We start from the raw sequence: 25900 nt of genomic DNA on the forward strand, positions 1-25900 counted from the left end.
TTGATACAGAGACCATCATGATACGTACTCTCTACACATTCATTCTCGCCCTAGCATCGCCTTTTTTGCTGTATGGCCTTTATAAGAAAAAGCCTGGCAAACCCAGTGTTGGTCAGCGATGGGTTGAACACTTTGGCTTTAGCCCGACATCAAGCCAGTCAAAACCACTGTGGATCCATGCCGTTTCGGTGGGCGAGGTTATCGCAGCAAAACCCATCATTAAAGCGCTCAGAGAACAATACCCTAGTGTGCCACTGCTGATCACCACCACAACCTCAACGGGTGCAGAGCAAGCGATGCAGTTAGGTGAAGGGATTGAGCATCGCTATATGCCGATTGATTTTTCATGGACGGTGCGTGGCTTTCTTAAACGCATTCAGCCTCGCGCCTTGCTCATTATGGAAACCGAGCTGTGGCCCAATACGCTAGCAACCGTGAATCAAGCCGGGCTGCCGATCACCGTACTCAACGCACGCTTATCTGAACGCTCCAAACAGCGTTATCAACAATTTCAAACCGTGTTTGATCTGCTCAGCAGCAACCTTGATCAGGTTATTTGCCAGTACAAAGAAGATGCAGACCGCTTTATTGCACTAGGCATTGACCAACACAAAGTCTCTATCGCCGGTTCGGTCAAATTCGATATCACAGTCAGTGAGACAATCACCACGGCAGCCAGTGAGCTCAAAACCAGCTTTAACCAACGTCCCGTTTGGATTGCCGCCAGCACCCACAGTGGCGAAGATGCGATCATTCTCAAGGCTCACCAACAAGTGCTTGGCCAAGTCCCTGACGCATTACTCGTGCTCGTACCACGCCACCCTGAACGCTTCGATAGCGTGGCCGATCTGATCAGTCAGCAATTTACAGTAAGTCGCCGTCACCACAGTGAAGCCGTTACCCCACAAACCCAAGTCTATCTTGGTGATACCATGGGGGAGATGATGCTGCTATTTGCTTGTGCGGATGTTGCCTTTATGGGGGGAAGTTTGCTCGGTGATAAAGTGGGGGGGCATAATATGCTAGAGCCAGCGGCGCTGGCTAAACCGATACTGACAGGGCCAAGCTTTTATAACTTTCAGATCATTACTGAGCAATTAATGGCGCAGCAGGCATGCGTTATTTGTCATAACGATCAAGAAATCGCAGAACACGTTATTCGCCTATTCTCACAACCTGCATTACAACAACAGCAAGGCAATGCCGCACTCGCCGTTGTAAAACAAAACCAAGGGGCGGTGCAACGCACACTGGAGCAGATTACCCCCTACCTTGGTGAATACAGTCAGTAACATACAAGCTTAACGCGTATAACCTTGCTCAAGGTATGCCCAGTGGGATTCTTGCCAGAGGATCCCACACTTCTTTAACTCTTTATGCAATGAACGCAGTAAGCGCTGTAAATTACCCGCCTTCCAGCCTTCACCGTTACTTTGATAGCATTTATCAAAATCAATCAACCAAAATGCACCATCACCATCCATCAAAATATTATGGATATTCAAGTCGGTGTGACACACCTGTAAATCGTGCATCTGACGGATCAGAGCGCCGACTTTTAGCCACTCATCTTGGCTGAGCGAACGTTGCTTTAACACTGCGACCAAATCACTCGCATTCGGGACTTTTTCAACCAGGATATCGGCTTGATAGTAGCAACCATGACGTACTGCACGGGCAGCAACGGGCCGAGGAACATTCACACCACCATCAACAAGTAATTGCAGTAAAGCAAGCTCTTGGGCACAACGTGTTTTCTCCCACCCTAAAAATACATAACTATCGGCAACCACACGGCCAAATAAGCCACCACGGCGATAATGACGCAACGCCATCTCAAGCTTATCGGTTTTCACAAACCAAGTTGTACCCCGCCCTTTCGCTGAACCAATCACAGCATCACGTTGCTGCCAAAACTCAGCATCAAAGCTTGATTCTGGTGGGGTCATTAATAAATCTGGGTTCAACCAAATACGGCTATTTGCGGTAGAAAGCACATGCATAGTATTTAAAAAGCGCCATTTTACAATTGTAGGTGTCAGCTGCATAATGCAGGTTAATTCGGTATTGAGCAATCCAACATGGCCTTATTTTCTTCTCCCCCCTCTTCTATTTGTATACTGCGCTTATCCGCGATTGGTGATGTATGTAATGCCAGCGCCATGGTAAATGCGATTCAACAGCAGTGGCCAAAAACTCACATTACTTGGGTGATGGGTGCCATGGAGGCCAAATTACTGGGCGATCTACCGAATGTCACCGTGATCCCTTTTGATAAAAAAAGCGGATTCAAAGGCTATCTAGCCCTGTGGAAAACCCTAAAGGGCCGACGTTTTGATGCCTTGCTACACATGCAAACCGCCTTACGTGCCAGCATAGCGAGCATAGGGATCCGTGCCACCCACAAATTAGGGTTTGATAAAACACGCCGTAGCGATCTACAGCAGCTTTTTATTAACCACTCAGTTCCATCCCCAACATCACCTCATGTGCTTGATGGTTTCATGCAGTTTGCCTTTGAGTTGGGAGTTTCCCACTGCGAACCCAGCTGGAACATTCAATCACAACCCGTTGATATGGACTGGGCACACGCACAGCTGTCCACAAGCAAACCGAATTTAGTGATAGTGCCAGGTGCCAGTAAAGCCTACAAAAATTGGACAGCACAAGGCTACGCAGCTGTCGCCGATTACGCTGAAAGTAAAGGCTTTCATATCGTGTTAGCAGGCAGCCCAGCCAGTGTTGAAACCGAACTGGCGCAGCAAGTTTGCCAACACTCTAAGGCCACACTCGTTAATTTGGTTGGTAACAGCTCACTGACCCAGATGCAGGCATTACTACAGCAAGCCGATCTGGTTATTGCGCCCGATACCGGCCCTGCCCACATGGCTGTCGCGGCGAACACCCCCGTGATTGGCCTTTATGCGCACCATAATCCAGCCCGAACTGGGCCTTATTTATACCGTGATTATGTGGTCAGCGCCTATAAAGAAGCCATTGAAGCCGAAACGGGTAAAGACATCACGCAGCTATCATGGCGCTCTCGCGTCAAAGATAAACATGCGATGCAACGCATTCAACCAGATACCGTTATCACTATGCTTGATAAGGCGATTGCCGACTTCAAGCTTATCAAGGAATAATCATGACAACATCCAAACCCACTCTTGCTGTTGCGCTCATCGTCAAAAATGAAGCCCAAAACCTGCAAGCCTGCTTAGACACAGTCAAAGGCTGGGTCGATGAGATTGTTGTCTTAGATTCTGGCTCGACCGACAACACTCAAGAAGTGGCGCTGCAATATACCGATAAGTTTTTTACCAATAACACTTGGCCTGGATTTGGCCCACAACGCCGCTTGGCACAAAGTCATGTTGAATCAGATTATGTGCTATGGCTCGATGCCGATGAGCGTGTCACCCCAGAACTCAAAGCCAGCATACTGGCAGCAGTGGCTGCACCCGCAAAAGATACGGTCTACAGCATTCCACGATTAAGCTGGGTATTTGGCCGCTACATCAAGCACTGTGGCTGGTACCCGGATCGCGTATTACGCTTATACCCAACTCAGCTGACGCAATACGATGAATCGCTCGTGCACGAAAAAGTTGAAGTCACAGGTACCATGAAAACGGCGCCACTCACTGGTGATTTAATTCACTTCACGTATAACGACTTACATCATTACCTTGTTAAGTCGGCGGGCTATGCCAAAGCATGGGCAGATCAACGTGAAGCGCGAGGCAAGAAAAGCAGCATCAGCCAAGGGTTACTACATGCCATGGGCTGCTTTTTGAAAATGTATGTGGTGAAAGCAGGTTTTCTCGACGGCAAGCAAGGTTTCTTACTGTCAGTATTGTCGGCGCATTCAACCTTTATCAAATACGCCGATTTGTGGATCAGGACCAGTACTGAGCCAGCCAAGGAGCAGTAGCCGCTAGCACCTTAGGTATTGAAATTAAACTCATGTCCGTCGCCTGATCACCTTGGTCGACTGGCGGACAAAATGCCAAATGTCGCCCTTCGCTATTAATGGTTTTCCAGCGTAACGGCGTTGCAGAGCGCTTACTCGGGAAGAAACCGATAGTTGGCACATCAACCGTCGCTGCAATATGCAGCGGCCCTGTCGACCCCGCCACGAATAAATCCGCACAAGCAATCGAGCGAGTAAAATCAGGTAGTCCGTCATTTTTATCGTATACCACGGCTTTTATCCCTTCGACTAACGCTTGTAATTCTCGCGCTTTGTCTGCTTCACTAGGCCCTGCGGTCAGCACAAACTCGCAATCATGCGCTTGCGCCAAACCTGTAATCAAATCAGCATATTGCATTAATGAAAGATTATTAGCAGAGCCGCCACTACCCGCATGAACGAAACACCACTGCTTGGTTTCATTTAAGCCTAAGGTTTGCGCTAATTTACTCTTTTGTTCCGCTAGGGTGCTATCTGAAAACGTCAGATAAGGGGCGTTTGGCTCAATAATCGCGACACCGTTATCCGTTAAAAAATAACGAATAATATCTAAATTATACTCATATTCCGGTTTTTCCGAGCGGGAGCGACGCTGGACCAAGCGACGATTATAAAGCAGCTGCGCAAGCTTAGTTGCAGGGGCAAGGCGATAGGGAATACGCGCCTGCCACATCAATTTGGCGTTATAACCATTAGAGAACAAACAAATCACAGCATTGAATGATGCCGCTTTGATCTGCTGAACCAATTGCTTTTTCGTCGTTTTATCTGCTTTTGAGGTGCAGTCGACAATAACGTCATCAATCCAAGGGCATAACCGCGCTAACTCCGCAGTATAAGCAGGCACTAAAGCCGTCACATGGCAATCTGGCATTGATTGCTTCAACATCGCAAAGCTCGGCCAAGCCAACATAAAATCACCGATTTTATCATTGCGAACGACTAGCACTTTTTCCATTTCACCCTCAGCTTGTTATGTCTTGGTTCTTCTTTTTACGATCATACTGATAAAACAGCATTTCGCTACATCTGGATAGAGAAACTCACCCATTATTTGGTAGCATACAGTCAATATTAAAAAAGGATCTCTGCGAGCATGAAAAAAAGCACACGCGTTATTTACCCTGGTACTTTTGATCCCATCACCAATGGACACCTTGATTTGATTGAACGTGCGGCAGCGATGTTTGACCATGTGATTGTGGGTATTGCAGCTAGCCCAAGTAAAAAGCCACTGTTTAATCTGCAAGAACGCGTTGAACTTGCCAACCACATTACCCAGCATTTAGAAAATGTCACCATTGTGGGCTTCTCAGGGTTACTGGTTGATTTTGCCAAAGAGTACCAAGCCAATGTGTTGGTACGAGGCCTGCGTGCCGTTTCTGACTTCGAGTATGAATTCCAACTGGCCAACATGAACCGTCGCCTAATGCCAGAACTCGAAACCGTATTTCTCACTCCCGCCGAAGAAAACTCCTTTATTTCATCGACCATAGTGAAAGAAGTGGCACTTCATAAAGGTGACGTAACGCAATTTGTTGATCCGCATGTCACCGCAGAGCTGATCAAAAAACTGCACTAAATCAAAGCTGACTCTCCGAGCAGATAGACAGATCGAACAAGGGAAGCCAAAGCTTCCCTTTTTATTTAAATGTAACGACATTAAACGTAGCTACGCTTGGTAAAAATCACGATACCAATCAACAAAGGCTTGTACCCCTTCAGCCACTTTCACTTGCGGCTGATAACCTGTAGCAGCAAATAAATCCTGCGTATCGGCATAGGTGGCGTACACATCGCCCGGCTGCATCGGCATAAAGTTTTTCTTCGCTTCCACCCCTAAGGCCGTTTCTAATGCAGTAATAAAGTCCATCAATTTCACAGGACTGCCATGGCCTATGTTATACACACGGTATGGCGCAGAACTTGTGGCAGGCGAGCCCGTTTCAACAGCCCAATCACGACTTGGTTCAGGGATCACATCCTGAATACGAAGCACACCCTCAACAATATCATCGATATAGGTGAAATCTCGGCTTAAATCACCATGGTTAAAGACATCAATCGGCTGACCTTCAATAATCTTCTTAGTGAAGGTAAATAACGCCATGTCAGGGCGCCCCCACGGCCCGTAAACCGTGAAAAAGCGTAACCCTGTGGTTGGAATACCATATAAATGGGAATAGGTATGCGCCATCAATTCATTGGCTTTTTTTGTTGCCGCATACAGGGAAATAGGGTGGTCGATGCTATCGGCGGTATCAAATGGCATTTTCTGGTTCAAGCCATATACCGAGCTTGATGAGGCATAGACAAGGTGTTTAACCTTGTTATGACGACAGCCTTCAAGGATCGTCAAGTGCCCCACTAAATTACTGTCCGCATAGGCCATCGGGTTATCAAGTGAATAGCGCACACCGGCTTGCGCCGCTAAGTGGATCACCCGATCAAACTGTTGCTCAGCAAACAGTCTTGCAATCCCTTCGCGATCGGCAAGGTCGAGAGTAATAAAAGAGAACAACGCATGCTGAATACGAACTAATCGGGCTTCTTTCAGTGCCACATCATAGTAGTCATTAAGATTATCGATACCAATAACCCGATGACCTTGAGCACATAAACGCTCAGCAACCGCACTCCCGATAAACCCAGCAGCGCCTGTGACTAAATACTTCACATATCCTCCTACTAGATAACAGGTTTAATGCTATCGCCTCGCCCTATCGCGTAATAATGTAAGCCATACTCTTTAAGCAGCTCTGGCTCATACAAGTTTCGGCCATCGACAATCACTTTTTCACGCAGTGTTTCCACTAAGGCATCAAAATCTGGCGCCCTAAAATTGGTCCACTCGGTACAAATCACCAAGGCATCTGCATTTTTTAACGCCGCCTCTTTGGTCCCCATCAAGAGTAAATCATCGCGTTCACCATAAATTCGCTGACACTCTTCCATGGCTTCAGGATCAAAGGCTTGTACCTTAGCGCCCGCTTTCCACAACGCTTCGACCAATACACGGCTTGGGGCTTCTCGCATATCGTCGGTATTGGGTTTAAATGCCAGCCCCCATACCGCAATAGTTTTACCTTGCAAGTCACCGTTAAAGTGGCGCATTAACGCATCTGATAGTTTCTCTTTCTGACGAGAATTAACGCGTTCAACCGCTTCAAGTAGTTCAGAGTGATAGTCGATAGCACAAGAAGTACGAACCAAGGCTTGTACATCTTTCGGAAAACACGATCCACCATAGCCACAACCTGGGTAAATAAAGTGATAACCAATACGAGGATCAGAACCTATCCCTTTACGCACCTGCTCAATATCTGCCCCTAACTTTTCAGCTAAGTTAGACATTTCATTCATAAAGGAGATTTTAGTCGCTAGCATACAATTAGCTGCGTATTTGGTGAGTTCAGCCGAGCGTACATCCATGAAATAAATCTTGTCACGATTTCGATTGAACGGCGCATACAACTCGCGCATGCGACGTTTCACTTTTTCAGAGTCGGTACCGACAATAATGCGGTCAGGCTTGCGACAATCAGAAACGGCCGCTCCTTCTTTTAAGAATTCAGGATTAGAGGCAACATCAAAGGTGAGGTTAGCATTACGCTCTTGCAGCACATCCGCCACATGCGCTTTAACTTTGTCGGCAGTACCAACAGGGACAGTCGACTTAGTCACTATGATTTGATGGGAGGTCATATGGGTGGCAATGGTTTCAGCAACGGATAGTACATACTGTAAATCGGCCGAACCATCTTCATCGGGTGGCGTTCCGACAGCAATAAACTGAATTTTACCGTGAGCAACGCCTGCCGCCATGTCTGAGGTGAACACCATACTGCCCGCATCAATATTGTCTTGTACTAAGGTGGCCAAGCCCGGTTCAAAGATAGGCACAATACCCTGTTTGAGCGTATCGACTTTGCGCTGATCAATATCAACACACATCACCTCATGCCCCACCTCAGCCAGTACCGCAGCTTGAACCAAGCCTACATAGCCAATACCAAATACCGTTACTTTCATGCTCTATCCCTTTTCATCTACGATCATCCTGAAATAAACGAACAATGAATGAGTACAGATAGAGAATAGTATTAATTACATCAGAGGCTAAAAATATTCTCGATAATCACTATAACTGGCATTCACTACAATAAAATGTAGCACGCTGACCAATTTTTATTTGATTTAGCGGTGCATCACACCGCGGGCATGCTTGACCCGCTTTGCCATAAACTTGTAATTCTTGCGCGAAATAACCGGGTTTACCGTCAGCATTTTTGAAATCCTTTAAGGTGGTGCCGCCTTGCTCAATCGCAAAAGCCAGCACTGATTTTATTTCTGTCACCAACTCAATCACTTCAGCTTTGGTCAATTTACCCGCTGGGCGTTGCGGCGAAATTTTCGCGCTGAATAAGGCCTCATTAGCGTAAATGTTCCCCACCCCCACCACAATGTGGTTATCCATGATAAATTGCTTCACCACAGTGCGTCGCCCTTGCGCCTTTTCAAACAAATAATCAGCATCAAATTCAGCTTCTAATGGCTCAGGACCCAACTTCGTTAATACTTGATGTAATTCATTATGTTCTGCCCATAGCCAAGCACCAAAACGCCGCGGATCGTTATAACGCAGCATTTCACCACTCGTTAAGACTAAATCGACATGGTCATGCTTTTCAGGCGCAGTACCCGCTGGCAATATCCGCAAACTGCCTGACATCCCCAAGTGGACAATGGCTGTACCAACTTCGGTGTGCAGAAGTAAATACTTAGCACGACGCGTCACCTGCGTAATAACCTGCCCTTCAATGGCTGTTATCGCTTCAGGGATCGGCCAACGCAGCTTAGGGTTGCGAATCATAATGCGCGACACCGTTTGGCCAACCACATGCGGTGAAATGCCCATGCGGCTCACTTCCACTTCGGGTAACTCAGGCATCTCGACTCCTCATTGATGGTCTCATTTTATGGCTCATGGCTCATGGCTTATGGCGAAGGAAATAAATAGGTCGGTTCTACAGACACGGCTAACCATTGTGACTGCCAATTTTTTAATAACCAGAATTGGGGCAGTTGATAAACCGTCACTCTTACTGGTTCTTCATAGGCTTGCAACCAAACCTCAACCGTTATTGGATGCGTCAGTTGGGGTTTTAACTTGGCCATCATCGCCTCATCGACAGGTGTTCCTGCTAATGTTGCCCAGTGGCTCACCACATCCACATTCGCAGTTTGATCGCCGCCAGCAATACGCCAATCGTCGCCCTGACGGACATAGTGCTGCTCAGGCAAGATAAGTTGGTCAATTACGGCGTGTTCGGGTAATAACGTACTCAGCGTTGCTTGAGGCGCAGCTGTGCCGTATTTCTGTTTGATCAAGGTAGGTAGCTGGATCACGGCAATAAAAATAATAACCGCAAAGATAATGACATTATTCCAACCACGGCGAGATAACTTCATGGATACGCTCCTTTTTATCTTAATCATTATACCATTGATGCTATAACGCCAAGCGCTAAAACCAAAGACGAGGTAAACGAAACAAACAGACAAGCAGGGAGAAAGATAAAAAGCAGTTGCTTAAAAGCAAATAGAAGGGGATAAACGCATTTTTCAGGTATAAAAAAACCCAGACAATGCTGGGTTTTTATCAAAGATTATAAAATCAATTACTTGATTTTAGCTTCTTTGTACATAACGTGCTGGCGAACTACTGGATCAAATTTCTTGATCTCAAATTTGCCTGGCATGTTACGCTTGTTTTTGTCGGTAGTGTAGAAGTGGCCTGTACCAGCAGATGATACTAGACGGATCTTCTCACGAATGCCTTTAGCCATTGTTCAAATCCTCTTAAACGTTCTCGCCGCGAGTACGCATATCTGCAAGAACGACATCAATGCCTTTCTTATCAATGATACGCATACCTTTCGCAGAAAGGCGTAGTTTAACGAAGCGTTTTTCGCTTTCTACCCAGAAACGATGAGTTTGCAGGTTCGGCAGAAAACGACGCTTGGTGGCATTACGTGCGTGTGAACGGTTGTTACCCGTTACAGGACGCTTACCAGTTACTTGGCATACTCGGGACATTACTGTCTTCTCCAAATCGTTTCAGCTCGATATCTACTGTGATTAATTCAATGTAAAAAAACTTTTTACATATAACCACAGCTATCAAAGGTCGCGCATTATACTAAGTCAAAACCAGTTGCTCAAGTCCCGAGCAGATCCTTTCTTCACTTTTTGTTCAAAAAACGACTATTTTATAGCCAATCTCGTTCAGAAAAAGAAATGATTTCCCCATCACCCACAACAAAGTGGTCTAGAACTCGAATATCCACTAATGCAAGTGCATCGGTGATTCTTCGGGTTATTCGACGGTCAGCCTGACTAGGTTCAGCTACGCCTGACGGGTGATTATGCGCTAAAATGAGCGCGGCTGCATTAAGTTCCAGTGATCTTTTTACCACTTCACGTGGATAAACCGCCGCAGAATCGATCGTTCCTTCAAACAAAACCTCGCCAGCTATGACTCTATGCTGGTTATCGAGAAATAAAATATAAAAAACTTCACGCTGCCGATCGCGCAATATTTGGCTTAAATATTGCCTTGTTTGCTGCGGACTCGTCAGTGCATCGCCTTTTTTGAGGGTTTCTTCTAGGTGTCGGTGACTCATTTCGAGTACAGCCTGCAACTGAACATACTTGGCTGGCCCTAGCCCTTTTACGTCACAAAAGCGCTTTTCATCGGCAGCTAATAACGCCCGTAAGGATCCAAATTCACTCAATAGCAAAGCAGAAAGTTCAATGACGTTGATCCCCGGTAGGCCTGTGCGCAAAAAAATGGCTAATAATTCGGCATCAGTCAGCGCTTTTGCCCCCAGCTGTAACAGCTTTTCACGAGGAAGGAGTTCATTCGATACGTTTTTTAATGTCATAGTGGCCTCTTTAAGTCATGCCCTACGCTTGAACCCTCCCTGCTGAAATACAAATTTCATCGTGACAAGTTACGATCCATGCGTCGTTTTCCACCACAATGTCGAACCTAACCGAGCTAAGTGTGTGACCTCTGTTATGCGATAGTGCAACGACTGCGCTTTACTTAAGCCCCAGTAGAAAGAGGAAATACCACCAGCTATTAGCCTAAGTTCGATTGATCTCAAACGATGAATCACGCGATATTTGATGCTATCGTGTGGCCCTTGTTTTTGGTTAATCAGGCAATCTCATGCAGACGCTAGCAGGAAAAAAAATACTTCTCGGAATTAGTGGTGGTATCGCCGCATACAAATGCGCAGAGCTCACTCGTCGCCTTATCGAGCGTGGTGCTCAGGTACAAGTTGTGATGACCAAAGCAGCGCAAGAATTTATTACGCCACTAACGATGCAGGCCGTATCAGGTAATCCCGTATCGAGCAGCTTGCTTGATCCTGCCGCTGAAGCCTCCATGAGCCACATCGAACTGGCTAAATGGGCCGATATGGTGTTACTGGCACCCGCAACCGCAGACCTAATCGCACGCGTCAGTGCGGGGATGGGCAATGATCTATTGTCCACCTTATGCCTTGCAACAGACTCGCCGATTGTGGTGGCACCAGCCATGAACCAGCAGATGTACCGCAATATTGCGACCCAAGAGAACATCGCAACCTTAAAACGCCGTGGTTTCCATATCTGGGGACCTGCCAGCGGTGAGCAAGCTTGTGGTGATGTGGGCCCTGGTCGTATGTTAGAGCCGATGGCGCTAGTACACCGTGCCGAAGCCTTTTTGCAGCCTGCCGACCTTACGGATCTATCGCTAACCATTACCGCAGGGCCAACCCGCGAAGCACTCGACCCTGTACGTTATATTTCCAACCACAGTTCAGGCAAGATGGGCTTTGCCATTGCCCAAGCAGCCGCAGAGCGTGGCGCAAAAGTCACCTTGATTAGTGGCCCAGTGAACTTACCCACCCCACAGGGTGTCACTCGCGTTGATGTAGACAGCGCCGAGCAAATGCACCAAGCCGCCATGGAGCATGCACCGCAACATCATATTTTTGTTGCTTGTGCCGCGGTTGCTGACTTCCGCCCCGCCACTGTCGCTGAGCAGAAGATGAAAAAACAAAGTGATGAAGACACCATGACGCTCACTTTAGTGAAAAACCCCGATATCGTGGCAAGTGTGGCTGCGCTAACAGAGTCACGTCCTTTTACGGTTGGTTTTGCAGCTGAAACCCAAGATGTCGAGCAATATGCGCGAGGAAAGCTCACCCGTAAGCAGCTTGATCTGATTTGTGCCAACGACGTTGCTCAGCAAGGCCAAGGCTTCAACAGCGATCAAAACGCGCTGCACTTATACTGGCCAACTGGCGATAAAGCACTGCCACTGACCGACAAGAGTGAACTCGGTAAACAGCTCATTAATGAGATCACCGCGCTTTATCGCAACCAGTAACTGGCCGATTGATTGTTATAGTACGAACGAAAGATCTTGCTTGATACCGAAACCAAGGGTATCAAGCAGGCATAACGAAACACGTCTTTAAGAGAGCAAAATGAAAAAGATCGATCTAAAAATCCTAGACCCACGTGTCGGCAATGAATTTCCCCTTCCCGCTTACGCGACTGAAGGATCGGCAGGTCTCGATTTACGCGCCTGCCTAGATGAAGCATTAACCGTCGAGCCAGGTCAAACCCACCTCGTTCCAACTGGTCTAGCAATTCATATTGGCGATCCAAGCCTAGCGGCTACGATTTTACCGCGCTCAGGTCTTGGCCATAAACACGGCATTGTCTTGGGTAACTTGGTCGGCTTGATTGATTCCGACTACCAAGGCCAACTAATGGTCTCGGTTTGGAACCGCGGCCAATCAACCTTTACGATTGAGCCTGGCGACCGTATTGCTCAGTTGGTATTCGTACCTGTGGTACAAGCTGACTTTAACATCGTGAATGATTTTGATAGCAGCGATCGCGGTGAAGGTGGCTTTGGCCATTCTGGTCGTCAATAAACCGCAGCAGATCATCAGCAAAAAGTCATCGCCATTAAAAGCGATCTAACGCAACCTTCAGGTTGCGTTTTTTTTGCCGATACAGTTTTTTTACCGATAACTCAGCACTATCAGCAGCTAACACTTTTCTCTGTGTCAGCGCACCGTTAAGATAGGCGGGTTTTTTATACCCAGCGAATAATGCATCTCGGTTTATTTGCCGAGTGCCAATCTGTGGTACTCATTTCGAAAAGGAACGGTTATTCATGGCAGGCAACAAAAAAAACAATCGCCGCGAAGAGATTCTACAAGCTTTGGCACAAATGCTAGAGTCAGCACAAGGTAGCCAACGCATTACAACGGCCAAGCTTGCTGCTCAAGTAGGCGTATCAGAAGCCGCACTGTACCGTCATTTCCCAAGCAAAGCGCGTATGTTTGAAGGCCTGATTGAGTTTATTGAAGACTCAATCACTACCCGTATCAACCGTATCCTAGATGAAGAAAAAGACACCCTGAACCGCCTTCGTATGGTGTTACAGCTGATCTTAGTCTTTGCCGAGCGTAACCCAGGTTTAACCCGAATCATGACGGGTCATGCGCTGATGTTTGAACAAGACCGTCTGCAAGCACGTATCAATCAGCTGTTTGAGCGCATCGAAACCCAACTGCGTCAAGTACTACGTGAGCGTAAGCTACGTGAAGGCAAAGGCTTTCCTGTCGATGAAAGTATCTTAGCGGCACAATTGTTGGGCCAAGTAGAAGGCAGCTTAAGCCGCTACGTACGCTCTAACTTCAAACATAAGCCGACAGATAGCTTTGATGATTACTGGGCACTGCTGAGTGCGCAGCTAGGTTAAGCACATTCGATGCCCTACCCCCAAACACCAACAAAAAGGCTTGCCCAGTGGCAAGCCTTTTTTGTCATCGTAGTTTCTTACAACAAGGCTTAAACGCCGTATTGTGCACGGTACGCTTTTACTGCTTCAAGGTGTTGTTCCATGCCATCTTGCTCAGCAAGGTAAGTCACAACATCACCCAGTGACACAATCGATACCACATCACAGCCAAAGTCACGCTCGACTTCCTGAATCGCAGAAAGCTCGCCCTTGCCTTTTTCTTGGCGATCAATCGCCACCAATACGCCCGCTAAGTCAGCACCATTCGCTTTGATGATTTCCATCGACTCACGAATTGCCGTACCTGCGGTGATCACGTCATCCACTAACATGATGCGGCCTTCTAACGCACTGCCCACTAAATTGCCACCTTCACCGTGGTTCTTCGCTTCTTTACGGTTAAAACAGTATGGCGTATCCACATCGTGGTGATCAGCCAAAGCCACTGCGGTGGTCGTTGCAATAGGGATCCCTTTATAGGCAGGGCCAAACAACACATCGTAATCAATACCAGCTTCAACTAAAGCTTCAGCGTAAAAACGGCCTAGACGTGCAAGATCACGCCCTGAGTTAAATAAACCCGCATTGAAAAAGTACGGGCTTTGACGGCCTGATTTCAGTGTGAACTCACCAAACTTCAACACACCTTTCTCTAGGGCAAATTCGATGAACTGACGCTGATATGCTTTCATTGTAACTCCTTAATATGGCTATTTATGTGTTTATTCACTAAACCTATCAACAGCCCCTATTCAGTAACACTGTCGACAAATTTTAGACAAAAAAAAGCGACTCAATAGAGTCGCTTAATCATTAATTTTCTAACGCAGCTTTCTGCATCGAAATGATATCGGTAATGCCGTCCTTCGCCAGCGCTAACATCGCCAGCAATTCTTCATGGCTAAAGGCCTCGCCTTCCGCTGTGCCCTGAATCTCGATCATCTTACCTTCTTCGGTCATCACTACGTTCATGTCGGTTTCTGCCGCTGAATCTTCAACGTACTCCAAATCACACACTGGCTCACCGTTATAGATACCCACAGACACAGCAGCAACCATGCCTTTTAGCGGGCTCTTCTTCAGTAGGCCTTTTTCAATCATGTAATTGATCGCATCAACTAGCGCAACCATAGCACCAGTAATAGAAGCCGTACGGGTACCACCATCAGCTTGGATAACATCACAATCGACCGTGATCATTTGCTCACCTAGCGCTTCAAGGTCTACTGCAGCACGTAAACTACGGGCGATAAGACGTTGGATTTCCATGGTGCGGCCACCTTGTTTACCGCTCGCAGCTTCGCGACGGTTACGGGTGTGCGTGGCACGAGGTAGCATGCCGTATTCAGCAGTAACCCAGCCCTGACCTTTACCTTTTAGCCAACGTGGTACATTTTCTTCCACGCTCGCGGTACAAATCACTTTGGTATCACCGAACTCTACTAAAACTGAGCCTTCAGCGTGCGCTGTAAAGTTACGAGTAATAGTAATAGGACGAACTTGGTGGGTCTGTCTGCCGCTTGGACGCATCGGGATAACCTCTGACTGAGTAATTTTAACCGGCGATTATAGCCAGTTACGTCCGTCAGTGCTAACCCTTTGCTAAACGATTGCATTTAGACGCCCACAATTGCAGCGTAAAGCCACAGCAACGCGGTTCAATTCCTTTTATAATCAATGCTGAGTATAATCAGCTCATCAACGCTTCGAGCATCAGCTTCAAGCGAACCGCTTAACAAAAGGGCCATCAGCCAATGATTCATAGCATGACCGCCTACGCGCGCCGTGAAGTAAAAGGCGACTGGGGCAGCGCCGTTTGGGAAATCCGTTCGGTCAACCAGCGCTACTTAGAAACCTACTTACGAATGCCTGAACAGTTCCGTGGCCTAGAGCCGGTTCTGCGTGAACGCTTTCGTAAACGCCTTGCTCGAGGCAAAGTAGAATGTAACCTACGTTTTGAAGCGAATGCTTCTGCCAACCGTGAACTGTCAATTAATGAAGACCTTGCTAAGCAAGTGATCAAAGCCGCCCAGTGGGTAAAAGAGACCTCAGGTGAAGGCAATATTGGTCCCTTCCAAGTATTGAACTGGCCGGGTGTGATGGAAGCGCCAGAGCAAGACCTTGATGCGATCAACAAAGACCTACTCGCAGGCTTTGAAGAAGCACTGACCGATTTCATTGCAGCACGTGCAAGCGAAGGCGAAAACATGAAGGCGCTGATTGTGCAGCGTTTAGATGCGATTACCGTTGAAGCTGGCAAAGTACGCGAACAAATGCCAGAAGTCATGGCATGGCAACGTGAACGTCTATTAAGCCGTTTCGAAGAAGCAAAAATCGAACTCGATGCAAGCCGTGTCGAACAAGAACTGATCCTGCTAGCGCAGAAGAGCGATGTAGCCGAGGAGCTAGACCGCTTAGATTCACACGTGAAAGAAACGCAGAAGATCATGAAAAAAGGTGGCGCATGTGGTCGCCGTTTAGATTTCATGATGCAAGAGTTCAACCGCGAGTCGAACACCCTAGCCTCTAAATCAATCAATACTGAGATCACGGCATCAGCCGTTGAACTCAAAGTGTTGATCGAACAAATGCGTGAGCAAATTCAGAACATTGAGTAAGCACCATTTGTACATATAGCATGATTTTCAAAAGCGCCTCAGGGCGCTTTTTTGTTACCTCGCTTTCATCGACTAAATAATCCCCCTCCACACTCACATAGTCGACCAAGGTTTGACTATAGTTAGAGCTAAGCAGTGATCGCCCTGCATGGTAAAAATAGTCATGGATGAACAGCAAGGATTGTTATGGATAGCTCACTCGAACGCAATGATCACCAATCACATCCTAACCGTCATCGAACAGCCTCTCGGCATCTCCTGCATGTTTTCCCCACCTTTGCCATTGGCGGCCAACAAGTGCGCTTTGCCCAGATCGCGAATGCGTGTCCGCAAGATTACAGTCACACCATTATTGCTTTAGACGGTAACTTCGATGCCAAAAACAAACTGCTGGCAACCGTCAACACAACCTTCATCGACCTAAATCATCTCAAGCAGCAACACGTTCTGCAACGAATGCAGGCAATCCAGCATTACTTGGCAGACCACCCTCATGATGTCTTGATGACTTATAACTGGGGCGCGATTGAATGGGCACTGGTGCACCGCATCCGTTCACGTGCTGCGACTGCCGTTACCGCAACCAAGCATATCCACTGGGAAGACGGCTTTGGCCCCGAAGAGCAGCAAGACCGCCTGCCGCGCCGCAATATCTTTCGTCGCTTAGCACTGTCCGATGACACCAAGGTCGTGGTGCCCTCGCACCAGCTTCAACAGATCGCCCAGCAAGATTGGCATGTGGAAGCCTCTCAGCTCATTTATTTCCCTAACGGTATCGCCTTGCCAGAGGTCCATACGGAGATCCAACCACCGAGCCAGCATCCCACCTTTATTACCTTGGCAACGCTGCGTGCGGAAAAGAATATCCCACGATTAATCGACAGCTTTTTAGCTGCTGTACCCAACGGGAAATTAATCATTGGAGGTGGAGGGCCCTTACTCGAGGAACTGCGTGAATATGTCATCCAGCTCGATCAAACCGACCGTATTGAGCTAACGGGTAACGTCACCGATATTTGGGGGTTCCTCGCTCAAGGCAATGTCTTTTGCTTATCATCTGATACCGAGCAAATGCCTATTTCTATTTTGGAAGCGATGGCGATGGGGCTACCAATAGTCTCGACCGATGTCGGCGATATTAAAACCATGCTTCCTCCTGAGAACCAGGCTTATATTGCTGCGCCAGCAGACTATCCAGCAACAATGAAAAAACTGTTAGAACACCAAGATTATTGGCCCACCATCGGCCGCGCCAACAAATTACGGGTGTCGCAACACTACAGTTTCGATACCATGATCAATAACTTTGCCGCGCTGCTTTAAGTCGTATCTGCTATTTTTATAACATTACGATAAAAAATGACTGCGTAAACAATACGATCAGCCCTGCCTTATTTAGATATATGTTTTCAATGCGGGCAATTTTAAGGTGAAGAACGAATAAGCCTGTTTTTCAGTTACCGCACTGGCTTCACATTGCCAGCTCGATAAAAAAGATTATTGGTTATTCCTTGACTATCTGATTTAAATTATCTGCAGTTCGTGATAATCTGCGCGCCCTTCTAACACTGAGTGAAACAGCAATGAGCAAAGGTACGTTATACATTGTGTCGGCACCAAGCGGTGCGGGTAAATCAAGCTTGATTAACGCCCTATTGGAAACCAACCCAACTTATGACATGAAAGTATCGGTTTCTCACACCACGCGCGGCATGCGCCCAGGTGAAGAACACGGCGTTCATTACAACTTCGTAAGTGTTGAAGAATTTACTGAACTTGCTGACCAAGGTGCATTCCTTGAGCATGCAGAAGTATTTGGCAACTACTACGGTACGTCTCGTCCGTGGATTGAAGAGCAGCTAAACAAAGGGATCGATGTATTCCTTGATATCGACTGGCAAGGTGCGCGTCAAATTCGCAAGCAAATGCCACAAGCGAAAAGCCTCTTTATTCTACCGCCATCAAAAGAAGAATTAGAGCGTCGTCTTAATGCTCGTGGTCAAGACAGCGATGCTGTTATTGCTCGCCGCATGGAAGAAGCACGTTCTGAAATTTCACATTACAGCGAATACGATTACGTGATCGTGAATGATGATTTTGATGTTGCTCTTATCGATTTCAAAGCGATTATCCGCGCAGAACGATTGAAGCAAGACAAACAAGCTGCTAAATATAACAGCATGCTGAATGGCCTACTGGCAGAACAGTAAGTATTTTTGTACAATTTTCTATCTTTTTTTATATAACCACTGGAGTCCTCCATGGCACGCGTAACCGTTCAAGACGCTGTTGATAAAATTGGCAACCGTTTCGATCTGATCCAAATTGCTTCACGCCGCGCTCGTCAAATGCAAACTGGCGGTAAGGATCCACTGGTTCCAGAAGAAAACGACAAGTACACAGTGATCGCGCTTCGTGAAATCGAAGAAGGCCTAATCACTAAGGATATCCTTGATGCTCGCGAGCGTCAGGAACTTCAAGAGCAAGAAGCAGCAGAGCTAGCAGCAGTTAGCGCTATTGCAGGCGACCACCGTTAATTCAGGGAACCGGGCGATTGTATCTTTTTGATAGCCTGAAAGAAGTCGCAACCGAATACCTGCCAGAGCCTCATATCGAGGCTCTTAGGCAGGCTTATCTCGTTGCGCGTGATGCCCATGAAGGGCAGACTCGCTCTAGTGGCGAACCTTATATCATCCACCCGATTGCTGTGGCCCGCATCCTTGCGGAAATGCGCCTCGATTACGAGACGTTAATGGCTGCACTTCTCCATGATGTCATCGAAGACACCGAAGTCACCAAGGAAGACTTGGAAACCCGCTTTAGTGCTACGGTTGCAGAACTGGTTGATGGCGTATCGAAGCTGGATAAACTCAAGTTCCGCGACCGCAAAGAAGCGCAAGCAGAGAACTTCCGCAAAATGATCATGGCCATGGCCCATGACATTCGCGTAATCTTGATCAAATTGGCTGACCGTACGCACAACATGCGCACCCTAGGTGCCCTGCGTCCGGATAAACGCCGCCGTATTGCCCGCGAAACGCTCGAAATATTCTCCCCACTGGCACACCGTCTTGGTATTCATAACATCAAAACCGAACTCGAAGAGCTAGGCTTTGAAGCGTTATATCCAAACCGTTATAAAGTGCTCAAAGAAGTGGTGGCAGCGGCGCGTGGTAATCGCAAAGAGATGATTAATAAGATTCACGCTGAAATCGAGGGCCGCCTCGAAGATGCGGGAATTAAAGGTACCGTTGTTGGCCGTGAAAAGAACCTGTACTCCATCTATAACAAGATGAAGAGTAAAGAACAGCGTTTCCATTCGATTATGGATATCTACGCGTTCCGCGTTCTGGTCACCGATCTCGACACCTGCTACCGCGTATTGGGCCAAGTACATAACCTGTACAAACCACGTCCAAGCCGCATGAAAGACTACATTGCCATCCCGAAAGCCAATGGCTACCAATCACTGCATACCTCTCTAGTGGGCCCACATGGCGTACCTGTCGAAGTACAAATTCGTACCGATGACATGGACCAAATGGCCGACAAAGGTGTTGCGGCCCATTGGACCTATAAAGATGGTGAAAGCTCGGGCACAACCGCCCAAGTAAAAGCACAACGTTGGATGCAGAGTTTACTCGAGCTACAACAAAGTGCCGGCAGTTCATTCGAATTTATCGAAAACGTAAAATCTGATCTGTTCCCTGATGAGATTTACGTCTTTACGCCGAAAGGTCGTATTGTTGAATTACCCGTCGGGGCAACCGCGGTCGATTTTGCTTACGCCGTCCATACCGATGTCGGTAATGCTTGTGTCGGTGCTCGTGTTGATCGCCAACCTTACCCGCTCAGCAAACCGCTGAAAAACGGTCAGACTATCGATATCATCAGTGCTCCTGGCGCACGTCCAAATGCAGCCTGGCTTAACTATGTGGTGACATCTCGTGCTCGTGCACGTATTCGCCAAGTACTGAAAACCATGCGCCGTGATGAATCCATCACCCTTGGCCGTCGCTTGCTCAATCATGCTCTTGGTGAGTTAAGCATCGACCAAATCAACCCAGATAATCTCCAGCAAGTGCTGGCAGACCTGCGGTTGGAGTCGATGGATGACTTACTGACAGATATCGGCTTAGGTGAACTGATGAGTGTGGTGATTGCTCGCCGCTTATTAGGTAACCCTGAAGAGCTGAATAATCACGACGAAGGCGCTCGCCGCTTACCGATCCAAGGTGCCGATGGCATCTTGCTCACGTTTGCCAACTGTTGTCACCCAATCCATGGTGACCCTATTATGGCGCACGTCAGCCCGGGTAAAGGCTTGGTTATTCACCGTGAAGAATGTGCCAATATTCGTGGTTACCAAAAAGAACCCGATAAGTACATGGCGGTAGAGTGGAGCGAAGACTTTGAACAAGAATTCGTGACCAACCTAAAAGTGGACATGCAAAACCACCAAGGTGCGCTGGCGGATTTAACCAATACGATTGCCGCGACAGGCTCCAATATTCAAGGGTTAGCCACCGAAGAAAAAGATGGTCGTTTATACACCATCACGGTCCGCTTAACGACCAAAGGTCGTATCCACCTTGCTAATATTATGCGCCGAATTCGTGTTATGCCGAATGTTGTTCGTGTTGCTCGTCAGAAAAACTAATAAAGCCGCATCAACAACCACTTATTCTAAACGCCCTCTTTTGGGCGTTTTTATTTATGGATATTAATAAACGACTATGACTCCTGATCGTTACCAACGTATTCAATCTGTGCTGGCGACTCGCCAAACCGACCTCACGGTGTGTATGGAAGAAGTGCACAAACCTAACAATGTGTCTGCGATTGTGCGTACTGCCGATGCGGTCGGCATTCATAAAGTGCATGCCGTATGGCCTGACGATAAAATGCGTATGCTAAGCCATACTTCAGCAGGTGCGCGTAATTGGGTCGAACTTGAAACCCACGACACCATGCTCGAAGCGGTTCAACACCTCAAAAGCCAAGGGATGCAAGTACTGGCAACCAACTTGTCAGATACCGCGATTGATTTTCGTGACGTGGATTACACCAAACCCACCGCAATTATCTTAGGCGGCGAAAAAAATGGGATCACCCAGGAAGCCTTAGCGCTCGCCGATCAGGACATCATCATTCCTATGGTCGGTATGGTACAGTCGTTAAATGTCTCGGTGGCCAGTGCTCTTATTTTGTATGAAGCACAGCGCCAACGCCAAAATGCGGGCATGTACGACCAAGCAACCACTCAGCTACCTGAGGAAGTGGTACACCGTATTTTGTTTGAACGCGGTCACCCAGTACTTGCCAAAGTGGCCCGTCGTAAAGGCTTGCCTTATCCACCATTGGATGACGAAGGCCAAATCATGGCTGACGACGCGTGGTGGGCAACCATGCAGGCCATTGAGCCAAAGAAAAACAAACAGAAATAGCCAATAAGGACATGCGATGAGCGGACAGCTACTGGATACCATCGCCCTCACCGAGCTTGCTGGTGTAGGCGCAAAAATGGCAGATAAGTTAACAAAGATTGGATTAAATACCGTCCAAGACCTGCTATTTCATTTGCCGCTCCGCTATGAAGATCGCACCCGTATTTGGCCAATTGCAGGGGTAATGCCAGGTCAACACCTGACGATTCAAGGTGAGGTGCTCAACACCAGCATTACCTTTGGTAAGCGTAAAATGCTCAGCGTTAAAATCAGCGATGGTAATGGCGCCGCCACCCTACGCTTTTTCAATTTTAACGCCGCGATGAAAAACAGCTTGGCCGAAGGGAAGCAAGTCAAAGCCTATGGCGAGATCAAACGCGGTAAGTTTGGGGTCGAGATCATTCACCCCGACTACAAGGTGTTTTCTGAAACCACCGAACTCAGTGTCGAAGAAACCTTAACCCCAGTTTACCCCACTACTGATGGCTTACGTCAGCTAACGCTACGTAGCCTAACCGATCAAGCGCTCAAGCTACTGGAGAAAGCCGCCGTCAGTGAATTGCTACCCGAAGGCTTATACGACCGCCAGATGACACTGGCCCAAGCCTTACGCATCATGCATCGGCCAACCCCTGATGTATCGCTGGATCAGTTCGAAGAAGGGAAACACCCCGCCCAACATCGCCTAATACTGGAAGAACTGCTGGCCCAGAATTTATCGATGCTGGCTGTACGCAGTAACAGTCAACGTCATGATGCATGGCCACTCAGCACCAACGATAGCCTAAAGCAACAGTTTCTTGCGAGCTTGCCATTTACTCCGACAGGGGCCCAACAACGGGTCGTTGCCGACATCGAACAAGACCTGACGCTCGCGCACCCTATGATGCGTTTGGTGCAAGGAGATGTGGGCTCAGGTAAAACCTTAGTCGCCGCGCTAGCTGCACTGCGCGCAATCGAACACGGCTATCAAGTGGCACTCATGGCCCCCACTGAATTACTGGCTGAACAGCACGCGCAGAACTTTGCCAGCTGGCTCAACCCGCTGGGTATTCAAGTAGGCTGGATGGCAGGCAAGCTCAAAGGCAAAGCCCGCGAAGCAGAATTAGCGCGCATCGAAAGTGGCGAAGCCAAGATGGTGGTGGGTACCCACGCTTTGTTCCAAGACCAGGTGGTGTTTAACAACCTGACCTTGGTGATCATTGATGAACAACACCGTTTCGGTGTCCACCAACGCTTAGAGCTGCGCGAGAAAGGGGCGAATGACGGACGTTATCCGCACCAACTTATCATGACGGCTACGCCGATCCCACGGACGTTAGCCATGACAGCCTATGCTGATTTGGAAACCTCAGTAATAGATGAATTACCACCAGGGCGAACGCCGATCAAAACCGTGGCCCTGTCTGATGCGCGCCGACCTGAAATCATTGAACGGATCCGCTCTGCCTGCCAAACCGAAGGCCGCCAAGCCTATTGGGTTTGTACCTTGATCGATGAATCGGAAGTATTGGAAGCCCAAGCCGCCTCTGATACGGCCGATGAGCTCACTCAATTATTGCCTGAACTAAAAGTCGGCTTAGTACATGGCCGAATGAAAGCGGCAGAAAAACAAGCTGTCATGGCACAGTTTAAAGACGGCGACCTCGATTTATTGGTCGCGACCACAGTGATTGAAGTCGGCGTCGATGTACCCAATGCCAGCTTGATGGTGATTGAAAACCCAGAGCGCCTAGGTTTAGCCCAGCTCCACCAGTTGCGTGGCCGTGTCGGTCGAGGCCAAGTTGCCAGCCATTGTGTGCTGTTGTATCACGCACCACTTTCGCAAACTGCCCAAAAGCGCTTAGGAGTACTGCGTGAAAGCAGCGATGGTTTTGTGATTGCCCAGCGCGATTTAGAAATCCGCGGGCCGGGTGAGTTATTGGGGACAAAGCAAACCGGTATCGCCGATTTTAAAGTGGCCGATCTGGTGCGCGACCAGCACCTGATCCCGCAAGTGCAAAAGCTAGCCCGATACATTCACGATAAATATCCATCAAATGCCGAAGCCATTATTGAACGCTGGCTGGGTCAACGTGAAAATTACTCCAACGCCTAATTCGGCACTTGTTTAGGCTCTTTATCTCACGTCAATGTGAATAAAGGGCCAACTTTCCCTTATTCACTCCCCCAGCGGCAGGCTAAGACAATAAAATAACAGCACTTGCCAAGCATCTACCACCTATCTTTCAGCCTTACATGCCAAGCGTGATCTCTACAGCCCACTAAAAATCCTCACTTACCGATTTTCTTTCCCTTTTTACCCCTTAGTGAGCTATTTGCTCCTAAAGTAAATTATCTCACTACAAAAACACGCAAACGATTGCTATTTTCTGCAAGGTAATTACAATAGCGCACAAAATTCGTCCACCTCCATCTCTCCCGTGTTGGTTGAAGCTGATTAACAGCAATCACAGATATATTCGATCAATACATACTGCGGCCCATTCAGCGCATGCAGTCAGGGAACCAGAGATAAACCAAGGAAAACAAACGGCATGACCCGTCAACACAGCGATATTGAAGCGCCGCGTAAGTCTGATCTCATCTATCGATTAGACGATCGCCCGCCGCTACCACAAACTTTGTTTGCAGCCCTACAGCACCTTCTTGCGATGTTCGTGGCAGTTGTAACACCCTCGCTGATCATCTGTCAGGCTTTGGATTTACCGGCCAGTGATACCAATACTATCGTCAGCATGTCACTGTTCGCCTCGGGTATTGCCTCGTTTATCCAAATCAAAACCTTTGGCCCTATCGGCTCAGGGTTGCTGTCGATTCAAGGCACCAGCTTTAACTTCCTTGGTCCTATCATAGGGGCTGGGTTAGCCTTAAAAGCAGGCGGTGCTGACGTGCCAACCATGATGGCAGCTATCTTCGGTACGATTTTGTTTGCTTCCTTAACGGAAGTATTCATCTCTCGCATTTTGCAACATGCTCAACGTATTATCACACCACTTGTTTCAGGTATTGTCGTCACCCTGATCGGCCTCACCCTGATCCAAATCGGTCTAACTTCGATGGGCGGGGGTTACGCGGCACTAGAAAGTGGCACCTTCGGTAGCTTAGATAACCTAATGCTAGCAGGCACAGTGTTAGCCCTTATCGTGCTACTCAATCGCGTTAAAAACCCGTACCTTCGCGTTTCCTCCATTGTGATTGCGATGGCAGCAGGCACACTGCTGGCCGCTTTCATGGGCATGATAGATACTTCGCGCAGTGCTGACACCGACTTCATCGCCATCCCACTGCCAATGCAGTACGGCCTTGGCTTTGATTGGGGCTTATTGATCCCGCTGGTGATCGTATTTGCCATTACCTCGCTTGAAGCGATTGGTGACATTACCGCGACCTCAGAAACCTCTGAACAGCCTGTCGCTGGCCCTGTCTACATGAAGCGTATTAAAGGTGGTGTATTAGCCGATGGCCTGAACTCAGGTGTGGCCGCGGTACTTAACAGCTTTCCTAACTCCACCTTTAGCCAGAACAACGGCATCATCATGCTAACAGGCGTGGCGAGCCGCTATATCGGTTTCTTTGTCGCAGGCATGCTGGTGCTATTAGGCTTATTCCCAGGCGTGGCCAACTTAGTCCAGCTGATCCCTGAACCCGTTTTGGGCGGCGCGACTATCGTGATGTTCGGCACCATTGCGGCATCTGGTGTACGTATCATCTCGCGCTGCAATCTTGACCGCCGAGCTATTCTTATCATGGCGCTGTCATTTTCAATGGGCTTAGGTATCGCACAAAAACCTGAGATCCTGCAATTCATGCCAGAGATTGTTAAAAGCATCTTGTCTTCAGGTATGGCTGCGGGCGGCTTAACCGCAATTATTCTGAACTTGGTGCTGCCTGAAGAACCGAAAGAAGCCTCTGAAATCGAAGTGAAAACAGCAACGGCGAAGTAAGAAGCGCCTATCGGTGTTCGATAAACCAATAAGCTCCC

26 protein-coding genes are annotated in these 25900 nt (G+C 48.0%); 15 read left to right on the forward strand and 11 right to left on the reverse strand.

Features of this window, described 5'->3' with window-relative positions; all coding sequences use genetic code 11:
• The first annotated feature begins 20 nt into the window (after positions 1–20).
• Positions 21–1292, forward strand: a complete 1272-nt coding sequence (gene waaA, locus L4C35_RS10440) for a lipid IV(A) 3-deoxy-D-manno-octulosonic acid transferase (protein ID WP_428462898.1) — start codon at positions 21–23, stop codon at positions 1290–1292.
• 9 nt (positions 1293–1301) lie between these two features.
• On the opposite strand, the gene L4C35_RS10445 is transcribed toward waaA, so the two are convergent.
• Positions 1302–2003: a 3-deoxy-D-manno-octulosonic acid kinase gene (locus L4C35_RS10445; RefSeq protein ID WP_428462899.1), complete on the reverse strand. Its 702-nt coding sequence runs from the start codon at positions 2001–2003 to the stop codon at positions 1302–1304.
• Between the two features lie 78 nt (positions 2004–2081).
• On the opposite strand from L4C35_RS10445, the gene L4C35_RS10450 reads away from it, so the two are divergent.
• Complete coding sequence (locus tag L4C35_RS10450; RefSeq protein WP_428462807.1) at positions 2082–3143, forward strand: glycosyltransferase family 9 protein; 1062 nt, start codon at positions 2082–2084, stop codon at positions 3141–3143.
• A gap of 2 nt (positions 3144–3145) precedes the next feature.
• A complete protein-coding gene (locus L4C35_RS10455; RefSeq protein ID WP_428462808.1) occupies positions 3146–3934 on the forward strand; it encodes a glycosyltransferase family 2 protein in 789 nt (262 codons plus the stop codon).
• Here L4C35_RS10455 and L4C35_RS10460 read toward each other — a convergent pair.
• Positions 3900–4931, reverse strand: coding sequence for a glycosyltransferase family 9 protein (locus L4C35_RS10460; RefSeq protein ID WP_428462809.1), 1032 nt, complete (start codon positions 4929–4931; stop codon positions 3900–3902). The genes L4C35_RS10455 and L4C35_RS10460 overlap by 35 nt on opposite strands.
• A 138-nt stretch (positions 4932–5069) precedes the next feature.
• Between L4C35_RS10460 and coaD the strand changes: the two genes are divergently transcribed.
• Positions 5070–5555, forward strand: a complete 486-nt coding sequence (gene coaD / locus L4C35_RS10465; RefSeq protein WP_428462810.1) for a pantetheine-phosphate adenylyltransferase — start codon at positions 5070–5072, stop codon at positions 5553–5555.
• A 90-nt stretch (positions 5556–5645) separates the two neighbouring features.
• On the opposite strand, the gene L4C35_RS10470 is transcribed toward coaD, so the two are convergent.
• The 7 genes from L4C35_RS10470 to radC all read right to left on the reverse strand — a co-directional run bounded on the left by L4C35_RS10470 (position 5646) and on the right by radC (position 10920).
• Complete coding sequence (locus tag L4C35_RS10470; protein WP_428462811.1) at positions 5646–6650, reverse strand: NAD-dependent epimerase; 1005 nt, start codon at positions 6648–6650, stop codon at positions 5646–5648.
• 11 nt (positions 6651–6661) lie between these two features.
• Positions 6662–8005 carry a UDP-glucose dehydrogenase family protein gene (locus L4C35_RS10475; protein WP_428462812.1) on the reverse strand — a complete coding sequence of 448 codons (1344 nt, stop codon included), beginning with the start codon at positions 8003–8005 and terminating at the stop codon, positions 6662–6664.
• A 109-nt stretch (positions 8006–8114) separates the two neighbouring features.
• Positions 8115–8924: a bifunctional DNA-formamidopyrimidine glycosylase/DNA-(apurinic or apyrimidinic site) lyase gene (gene mutM, locus L4C35_RS10480; RefSeq protein WP_428462813.1), complete on the reverse strand. Its 810-nt coding sequence runs from the start codon at positions 8922–8924 to the stop codon at positions 8115–8117.
• A 47-nt stretch (positions 8925–8971) separates the two neighbouring features.
• A complete protein-coding gene (locus L4C35_RS10485; RefSeq protein WP_428462814.1) occupies positions 8972–9445 on the reverse strand; it encodes a hypothetical protein in 474 nt (157 codons plus the stop codon).
• Between the two features lie 209 nt (positions 9446–9654).
• The gene (rpmG, locus tag L4C35_RS10490) at positions 9655–9822 is read right to left on the reverse strand and encodes a 50S ribosomal protein L33 (RefSeq protein ID WP_002535344.1); all 168 of its coding nucleotides are present in this window, start codon (positions 9820–9822) and stop codon (positions 9655–9657) included.
• A gap of 13 nt (positions 9823–9835) precedes the next feature.
• Positions 9836–10072: a 50S ribosomal protein L28 gene (gene rpmB, locus L4C35_RS10495; RefSeq protein ID WP_048898826.1), complete on the reverse strand. Its 237-nt coding sequence runs from the start codon at positions 10070–10072 to the stop codon at positions 9836–9838.
• A 173-nt stretch (positions 10073–10245) separates the two neighbouring features.
• Positions 10246–10920, reverse strand: a complete 675-nt coding sequence (gene radC / locus L4C35_RS10500; protein WP_428462815.1) for a RadC family protein — start codon at positions 10918–10920, stop codon at positions 10246–10248.
• A gap of 290 nt (positions 10921–11210) precedes the next feature.
• Between radC and coaBC the strand changes: the two genes are divergently transcribed.
• The 3 genes from coaBC to slmA all read left to right on the forward strand — a co-directional run bounded on the left by coaBC (position 11211) and on the right by slmA (position 13811).
• On the forward strand, positions 11211–12419 hold the full coding sequence (gene coaBC, locus L4C35_RS10505) for a bifunctional phosphopantothenoylcysteine decarboxylase/phosphopantothenate--cysteine ligase CoaBC (protein WP_428462816.1): 1209 nt from the start codon (positions 11211–11213) through the stop codon (positions 12417–12419).
• Between the two features lie 100 nt (positions 12420–12519).
• Entirely contained in the window at positions 12520–12975 is a 456-nt protein-coding gene (gene dut, locus L4C35_RS10510) for a dUTP diphosphatase (RefSeq protein WP_048898823.1), read from the forward strand.
• A 245-nt stretch (positions 12976–13220) separates the two neighbouring features.
• Positions 13221–13811 (forward strand): nucleoid occlusion factor SlmA, encoded by a 591-nt coding sequence (gene slmA, locus L4C35_RS10515; RefSeq protein ID WP_048898822.1) that lies wholly within the window; start codon positions 13221–13223, stop codon positions 13809–13811.
• Positions 13812–13900: 89 nt separating this feature from the next.
• On the opposite strand, the gene pyrE is transcribed toward slmA, so the two are convergent.
• Both pyrE and rph read right to left on the reverse strand, forming a co-directional pair.
• Positions 13901–14542 carry an orotate phosphoribosyltransferase gene (pyrE, locus tag L4C35_RS10520; RefSeq protein WP_428462817.1) on the reverse strand — a complete coding sequence of 214 codons (642 nt, stop codon included), beginning with the start codon at positions 14540–14542 and terminating at the stop codon, positions 13901–13903.
• Between the two features lie 121 nt (positions 14543–14663).
• Entirely contained in the window at positions 14664–15380 is a 717-nt protein-coding gene (gene rph / locus L4C35_RS10525; protein ID WP_094958064.1) for a ribonuclease PH, read from the reverse strand.
• A gap of 224 nt (positions 15381–15604) precedes the next feature.
• On the opposite strand from rph, the gene L4C35_RS10530 reads away from it, so the two are divergent.
• The 8 genes from L4C35_RS10530 (at position 15605) to L4C35_RS10565 (ending at position 25862) form a co-directional block, all read left to right on the forward strand.
• Positions 15605–16468, forward strand: a complete 864-nt coding sequence (locus tag L4C35_RS10530; protein ID WP_428462818.1) for a YicC/YloC family endoribonuclease — start codon at positions 15605–15607, stop codon at positions 16466–16468.
• A 186-nt stretch (positions 16469–16654) separates the two neighbouring features.
• Positions 16655–17791, forward strand: a complete 1137-nt coding sequence (locus L4C35_RS10535; RefSeq protein WP_428462819.1) for a glycosyltransferase family 4 protein — start codon at positions 16655–16657, stop codon at positions 17789–17791.
• Positions 17792–18051: 260 nt separating this feature from the next.
• Positions 18052–18678, forward strand: a complete 627-nt coding sequence (gene gmk / locus L4C35_RS10540; protein ID WP_371702629.1) for a guanylate kinase — start codon at positions 18052–18054, stop codon at positions 18676–18678.
• 51 nt (positions 18679–18729) lie between these two features.
• Entirely contained in the window at positions 18730–19005 is a 276-nt protein-coding gene (gene rpoZ / locus L4C35_RS10545; protein WP_036821454.1) for a DNA-directed RNA polymerase subunit omega, read from the forward strand.
• A gap of 17 nt (positions 19006–19022) precedes the next feature.
• Positions 19023–21128, forward strand: a complete 2106-nt coding sequence (gene spoT / locus L4C35_RS10550) for a bifunctional GTP diphosphokinase/guanosine-3',5'-bis pyrophosphate 3'-pyrophosphohydrolase (protein ID WP_428462820.1) — start codon at positions 19023–19025, stop codon at positions 21126–21128.
• A 76-nt stretch (positions 21129–21204) separates the two neighbouring features.
• Positions 21205–21915 (forward strand): tRNA (guanosine(18)-2'-O)-methyltransferase TrmH, encoded by a 711-nt coding sequence (trmH, locus tag L4C35_RS10555; RefSeq protein WP_428462821.1) that lies wholly within the window; start codon positions 21205–21207, stop codon positions 21913–21915.
• A gap of 16 nt (positions 21916–21931) precedes the next feature.
• On the forward strand, positions 21932–24013 hold the full coding sequence (gene recG, locus L4C35_RS10560; RefSeq protein ID WP_428462822.1) for an ATP-dependent DNA helicase RecG: 2082 nt from the start codon (positions 21932–21934) through the stop codon (positions 24011–24013).
• A 439-nt stretch (positions 24014–24452) separates the two neighbouring features.
• A complete protein-coding gene (locus L4C35_RS10565; protein WP_428462823.1) occupies positions 24453–25862 on the forward strand; it encodes a uracil-xanthine permease family protein in 1410 nt (469 codons plus the stop codon).
• Positions 25863–25900 lie beyond the last annotated feature (38 nt).

Origin of the sequence: Photobacterium kagoshimensis (genome assembly GCF_050337045.1) — a bacterium.
GTDB lineage: Bacteria > Pseudomonadota > Gammaproteobacteria > Enterobacterales > Vibrionaceae > Photobacterium > Photobacterium kagoshimensis.